This is a genomic window from Kluyvera sp. 142486 (assembly GCF_046569695.1).
Lineage (GTDB): Bacteria > Pseudomonadota > Gammaproteobacteria > Enterobacterales > Enterobacteriaceae > Kluyvera.
The window spans coordinates 375545-381615 of record NZ_JBKHUI010000002.1; the positions used below are offsets into that span (position 1 = coordinate 375545).

The 6071-nt window shown below is 53.3% G+C and carries 5 protein-coding genes, 1 tRNA gene and 1 rRNA gene; 2 read left to right on the forward strand and 5 right to left on the reverse strand.

Translation table 11 applies throughout. The features are described from left to right. Window positions 1-28: 28 nt before the first annotated feature. Window positions 29-1390 (forward strand): murein transglycosylase D, encoded by a 1362-nt coding sequence (gene mltD, locus ACLGE8_RS04015; protein ID WP_410996616.1) that lies wholly within the window; start codon window positions 29-31, stop codon window positions 1388-1390. A 58-nt stretch (window positions 1391-1448) separates the two neighbouring features. Here mltD and ACLGE8_RS04020 read toward each other — a convergent pair whose 3' ends face one another. Together ACLGE8_RS04020 and ACLGE8_RS04025 are read right to left on the reverse strand one after the other, a co-directional pair. After that, window positions 1449-2243: an endonuclease/exonuclease/phosphatase family protein gene (locus tag ACLGE8_RS04020; RefSeq protein ID WP_410996617.1), complete on the reverse strand. Its 795-nt coding sequence runs from the start codon at window positions 2241-2243 to the stop codon at window positions 1449-1451. 141 nt (window positions 2244-2384) lie between these two features. Continuing rightward, the gene (locus ACLGE8_RS04025; RefSeq protein ID WP_410996618.1) at window positions 2385-3560 is read right to left on the reverse strand and encodes an MFS transporter; all 1176 of its coding nucleotides are present in this window, start codon (window positions 3558-3560) and stop codon (window positions 2385-2387) included. Between the two features lie 104 nt (window positions 3561-3664). Between ACLGE8_RS04025 and yafC the strand changes: the two genes are divergently transcribed. Beyond that, complete coding sequence (gene yafC / locus ACLGE8_RS04030; protein WP_410996619.1) at window positions 3665-4558, forward strand: DNA-binding transcriptional regulator YafC; 894 nt, start codon at window positions 3665-3667, stop codon at window positions 4556-4558. A 135-nt stretch (window positions 4559-4693) separates the two neighbouring features. Here yafC and dkgB read toward each other — a convergent pair whose 3' ends face one another. The 3 genes from dkgB to rrf form a co-directional block, all read right to left on the reverse strand. Beyond that, window positions 4694-5497: a 2,5-didehydrogluconate reductase DkgB gene (gene dkgB, locus ACLGE8_RS04035; protein ID WP_410996620.1), complete on the reverse strand. Its 804-nt coding sequence runs from the start codon at window positions 5495-5497 to the stop codon at window positions 4694-4696. 165 nt (window positions 5498-5662) lie between these two features. Further along, window positions 5663-5739, reverse strand: a tRNA-Asp gene (locus ACLGE8_RS04040). Window positions 5740-5794: 55 nt separating this feature from the next. Continuing rightward, a 5S ribosomal RNA gene (gene rrf, locus ACLGE8_RS04045) occupies window positions 5795-5910 on the reverse strand. Window positions 5911-6071 lie beyond the last annotated feature (161 nt).

Below are 6071 nucleotides of genomic sequence, written 5' to 3' on the forward strand. Positions count from 1 at the left end.
CGTCTTTTAAGCAACTATTGACACACACATGAAGGCAAAAGCGATATTACTCGCCTCTGTCCTGCTCGTGGGTTGCCAGGCTTCACAGCAGGGTAACGTCCAACAGCACGCACAGAGCCTTTCTGCGGCTAGTCAAGGGGAAGCAGGTAAGTTCGCAAATCAGGCACGTTGGATGGACGATGGGACATTCGACATGCAGAACCAGGATTTGTGGGCTTACATTGGCGACGAGCTAAAGATGGGAATCCCGGATAACGCCCGGGTTCGCGAACAGAAACAGAAGTACTTACGAAATAAGAGCTATCTCCACGATGTAACTTTACGGGCAGAGCCGTATATGTACTGGATAGCCGGGCAAGTTAAGAAACGTAACATGCCGATGGAACTGGTATTACTACCCATAGTGGAGAGCGCTTTTGACCCGCACGCAACGTCTGGTGCTAATGCCGCAGGCATTTGGCAGATCATTCCGAGCACAGGGCGAAATTACGGTCTGAAACAGACCCGCAGTTATGACGCACGTCGTGATGTTGTTGCTTCCACAACGGCAGCACTGGATATGATGCAGCGTCTGAACAAAATGTTCGACGGCGACTGGTTATTAACCGTGGCGGCGTATAACAGCGGCGAAGGCCGTGTAATGAAAGCGATGAAAGTGAACAAGGCCCGTGGCAAACCCACCGACTTCTGGTCACTGCCGTTGCCTCAGGAAACGAAATTATACGTACCGAAGATGCTGGCTTTGAGCGACATCCTCAAAAACAGCAAACGCTATGGCGTTCGTCTGCCTACCGCAGATGAAAGCCGTGCACTGGCGCGAGTACGCATTGATAGCCCGGTGGAGATCTCACAGCTGGCCGATATGGCAGGTATGCCCGTCAGCAAGCTGAAGACCTTTAATGCGGGCGTCAAAGGCTCTACGCTCGGCGCTAGCGGCCCGAAGTACGTTATGGTGCCACAGAAGCATGCGGATCAGCTGCGTGAATCCCTGGCCTCCGGTGAGATTGCCGACCTCCAGCCTACGCTGGTTGCTGACAACACGCCGATGACCAGCCGTAGCTATAAAGTGCGTTCAGGCGACACGCTGTCAGGTATTGCTTCACGCTTAGGCGTGAACGCGAAAGATCTACAACAGTGGAATAACCTGCGTGGCAGCAGTCTGAAAGTCGGTCAGAGCTTAACGGTAGGTGCGGGCAGCAGCGCTGCGCGCCTTGCCGATAACAGCAGTATTACGTACCGCGTACGCAAAGGTGATTCGCTCTCGAGCATTGCCAAGCGCCACGGCGTGAACATCAAAGATGTGATGCGCTGGAACCGCGATACTGACAATCTGCAGCCGGGCGATCAGCTGACGTTGTTTGTAAAAAACAACGACCGTCCTGATTCCTGACAGGCAACCATTAAAAAAGGCACCGTTTCCCCCCGGTGCCTTTTTCATTTCTCTCGCCCTATTTAGCCGGGCTAAATTCCACAATCAGCGGATTATGATCGGAAGCTTTAGTGACCAGAACCGAGGCATCCGCCACGCTTAGCCCACGATAGAAGACAAAGTCTAAGGGGCGGCCAAACGCGCGACGGCGCTGGTCATCATCAAACCGAACGGGGCGCAGCGACATATCGCGAGCAAACCGGTATAGCGCATTCATACGCGGACGGCTCCAGGCGTTAAAATCTCCCGCCATAATCACCGGGCCAGTATGCTGGGCAATCTGTTCACCAATAGGCATCAGCTGTTTACTATAAACATCCACGCCAAGGCTAAAGTTAACCGCATGGATATTGACGACCATCAGCAGGCGCGCGTCGGGAAGTGGGTAAACAGTCACTAACGCCGATTTTGCTAACCGCAGTATCGGCTCGCGTTCGCGCAATGGGCAGCAGTATATAGGATGGGCTGCGGACAGCGTCATCACTCCTGAGGGATGATGCGGCAGCGCAAACGCGGGAACCTGATCGGCGGCAAGATAGTTAGTAGTCGCAAACTTCACCAGCTCAGGCGTCGTCTGTGCTTCCTGTAATAGGACCAGATGGGCATCTTTACCGAACTTGTTCAGCACCGACAGCCATTCAGCACGCTGCTGTTTAAAGATGTTCCACACAAGGATGCGAATGTTCTCTTCCGTGCTTAACGGCTTACCCACCGAGAGTGCCTGGCTAATGCTGGTATAAGCGCCGGGAGGAGGCAGAATTCGCTCCACTGGCTGTCCGGCAATATAGCGCATGGCGTAGGTATTTTTTCGCACTTTCTTTTATAACCTCAATAACGAAAGAACCCGCCTGATTCCAGGAAGGTTCTTCTGTTATAGGGGCTTTTGCCCACGGTTTCAACGCTATTTGTGATAAAGCTGCGTGAACTTCTGTAAGCGCTCGCTTACCCTTAAGCCTTAGCCGAGTGCGACGCGTACAGGCCTATCCAGGCGACCACTCAGGCCAGTCAGCAGTAGAGCACCCACCACAATCAGCGCACCAATCCACGGCGTTTGCGCCAGGCCATAATGCTCTACCGTCTGGCCACCTACCACGGAACCGATGGCAATCCCGACGTTAAAGGCGGCGATATTCAAACCAGAGGCTACGTCTACTGCGGCCGGGGTGTATTGCTCTGCTTTCTGCACTACATATACTTGTAAACCCGGTACGTTACCGAAGGCAAAAACACCCATCACAAGGATGGTGGCAAGCGCCGCGTACTGAATTGATGCCGTGAATTGAAACACTAACAGCAGTGCTGCCAGCGCCGCGAAGATAAACTTCAGTGCCGGTACTGCGCCGTGTTTATCCGCCAGTTTACCGCCCCAGATGTTCCCAATCGCTACCGCCACGCCGTAGCCCAGCAGGATCCAACTCACCGCGTTCGGCGTAAAGCCAGCCAGGTCCTGCATCATCGGTGCCAGGAAGGTAAAGGCAGTAAAGACGCCGCCATAGCCTAACGCTGTAATGGCGTAAATCATCAGCAAGCGCGGGTGAGTCAGTACTTTCACCTGGTCTGCAAGACTTGCTGGCGCACGTCCTGGGATGTTACGCGGGATCAGCACCGCGCTGGCAATCAACGCAATCACGCCGAGCAGAGAAACGGCGAGGAAGGTTTCACGCCAGCCGAAGTGCTGACCAATGAACGTCCCCATCGGTACACCGGTCACCAGGGCAACAGTCAGACCGCCGAACATAATGGCTATCGCCGATGCCGCCTTCTCTTTAGGCACCAGGCTAGTTGCAATCGTCGACCCAATGGAGAAGAAGACGCCGTGAGCGAGGCCGGTCAGCAAGCGTGCGACGACCAGAGTGGCATACCCTGGCGCCTGCCAGGCCAGCAGGTTACCGATGGTAAACAGCACCATCAGCGCCAGCAGCAGCTGTTTACGCGGCAGTTTGCCCGTCAGCGCGGTCAGGACCGGCGCGCCGATGGCTACGCCCAAGGCATAAATAGAGACCAGCATCCCTGCGGAAGGCAGAGAGATAGCAAGTTGTTCAGCAATCGTCGGCACCAGGCCGACAATGACAAATTCGGTTGTGCCAATTGCGAAGGCACTGATCGTTAAGGCTAGAAGCGCCAGCGGCATAATTTACTCCACATCATCAGTATTAAGATGACACGTAGTATGCCGGGGTGTTTAAATAACAAAAATATTCAAAATCTCAATAGAATTTTGCTTCAGGTGCAATAATGAGAGCAACATCAGAAGAAATTGCCATTTTCGTGGCGGTAGTGGAAAGCGGCAGCTTCAGCCGTGCCGCTGAGCAACTCGGGCAGGCCAACTCTGCGGTAAGCCGGGCGGTGAAGAAGCTGGAGTCAAAGCTCGGCGTGAGCCTGCTTAACCGCACCACGCGTCAGCTGAGCCTGACCGAAGAGGGAGAGCGTTATTTCCGCCGCATGCAGGTTGTGCTGCAGGAGATGGCAGCGGCCGAGAACGAACTGCTGGACACGCGTAACACACCGCGGGGTTTATTACGCGTGGATGCCGCCACGCCGGTGATGCTGCACTTCCTGATGCCGTTGGTTAAGCCTTTCCGTGAACGTTACCCGGAAATGACGCTTTCACTGGTCTCTTCCGAAACCTTTATCAATTTGATAGAGCGTAAAGTGGATGTCGCAATCCGCGCTGGAACCTTAACGGATTCCAGTCTGCGTGCCCGTCCACTGTTTAGTAGCTATAGAAAGATTATTGCCTCGCCGGAGTATATCGCCCGCTACGGTAAGCCAGAGAACGTTGTCGACCTCAAAGAGCATCTTTGCCTGGGCTTTACGGAACCATCCTCGCTGAATACCTGGCCCGTTTACTGCTGTGACGGCCAGTTTATGGAGATTAGCGGTGGAATTTCGTCAAACAGCGGTGAGACGCTTAAACAGCTGTGTTTACACGGTAACGGTATCGCCTGTCTGTCGGACTATATGGTGGATAAAGAAATTGCTAGCGGAGAGTTTGTTGAGCTGCTGGCCGATAAACGGTTGCCGGTAGAGATGCCGTTTAGCGCAGTGTACTACAGTGACCGTGCGGTAAGTACGCGTATCAGGGCGTTTATTGATTTTCTTAGCGAGTACGTGAAAGACAACCGGTAATGCGGCAATGGGGAGATCCCGGAGTCGGCGTAAACGCCTCGGCCGGGCTACCAGAGGGTTGCGCCCGGCCGAGTTATGTTACCCCATTCGGACTACTTGAGGGTTGTAGCCCGTAACACTGGGTTTATCACGTAGTTAATCCCACTCAGGAGCCAGACCTTCAGGGCTTACCAGGCGGTCGTTGCAATCCAGTGCAGCGATTGCTTTTTTATCGTCAGCATCTAATTTCAGATCCAGCGCCAGCAGGTTGCTCGCCAGGTTTTCACGCTTGGTTGAAGATGGGATCACCGCATAGCCTTCACCCATTGCCCAGGCCAGAATAACCTGCGCTGGCGTTGCATTGTGCTTCTTCGCAATTTGAGCAATCACTTCATCTTTCAGTGCCTTACCGTAAGCCAACGTCATATATGAAGTGATGTGGATACCCTGCTCTGTCGCCCAATCCACCACCTTACGGTTCTGCAGGTACGGGGACAGCTCAATCTGGTTGGTCGCAATATTTTCAACGCCAACGGCAGCAATAGCGCGCTCCATCAGCGGAATCGTGAAGTTGGAGATACCAATCTGGCGCGTCAGGCCCTGCTGTTTTGCTTCCAGCAGCGCAGCCATGAATTCTTCAACCGCCACGGCGTCATTTGGGGATGGCCAGTGGATCAGCGTCAGGTCAACGTAATCGGTGCGCAGCTTCTGCAGGCTCTCTTCGAGGCTAGCGATCAGCTTGTCTTTGCTCAGGTTTTCGATCCAGATCTTGGTGGTGATGAACAGTTCATCACGCGCGACGCCACTTTCCGCAATCGCCTGACCAACGGCCGCTTCATTGTCGTAGATCTGTGCGGTATCGATGGTGCGGTAGCCCAACTCAAGAGCGGTTTTAACGGACGCGATAACAACATCGTCTTTCAGGCGGAAAGTGCCGAGACCAAATGCAGGGATTGTCATGATTTTCCTCTTTATTTATCAATATTGGCTAACTAAAACCATTATGACCAGTAAGAGGATCGAGAAAAAGATCGTTAAACGCAGAGGATTTTTGCTAAAAAAGCAATAATTAAACAACAAAGCAAAAAAAAGCCCTGAGCAATAATGCTCAGGGCTCTTAATAAGTGGCGGAACGGACGGGACTCGAACCCGCGACCCCCTGCGTGACAGGCAGGTATTCTAACCGACTGAACTACCGCTCCACCGAATTTCTTTGTCACTACCCGGATTATTCATCCCGGTTTACTGCAATTTGATGCCTGGCAGTTCCCTACTCTCGCATGGGGAGACCCCACACTACCATCGGCGCTACGGCGTTTCACTTCTGAGTTCGGCATGGGGTCAGGTGGGACCACCGCGCTACAGCCGCCAGGCAAATTCTGTTTATCAGACCGCTTTGTGCGTTCTGATGTCATCTGTAATCAAGCTGAATGTCAATCTCTCTTCGCCAAAACATCTTCGGCGTTGTAAGGTTAAGCCTCACGGTTCATTAGTACTGGTTAGCTCAACGTATCGCTACGCTTACACACCCAGC

Excerpts from the sequence above, each read along its gene's own strand:
- mltD (WP_410996616.1), top strand. The coding sequence starts at position 29 with ATGAAGGCAAAAGCGATATTACTCGCCTCTGTCCTGCTCGTGGGTTGC.
- ACLGE8_RS04025 (WP_410996618.1), bottom strand. The coding sequence starts at position 3,560 with ATGCCGCTGGCGCTTCTAGCCTTAACGATCAGTGCCTTCGCAATTGGC.
- yafC (WP_410996619.1), top strand. The coding sequence starts at position 3,665 with ATGAGAGCAACATCAGAAGAAATTGCCATTTTCGTGGCGGTAGTGGAA.
- dkgB (WP_410996620.1), bottom strand. The coding sequence starts at position 5,497 with ATGACAATCCCTGCATTTGGTCTCGGCACTTTCCGCCTGAAAGACGAT.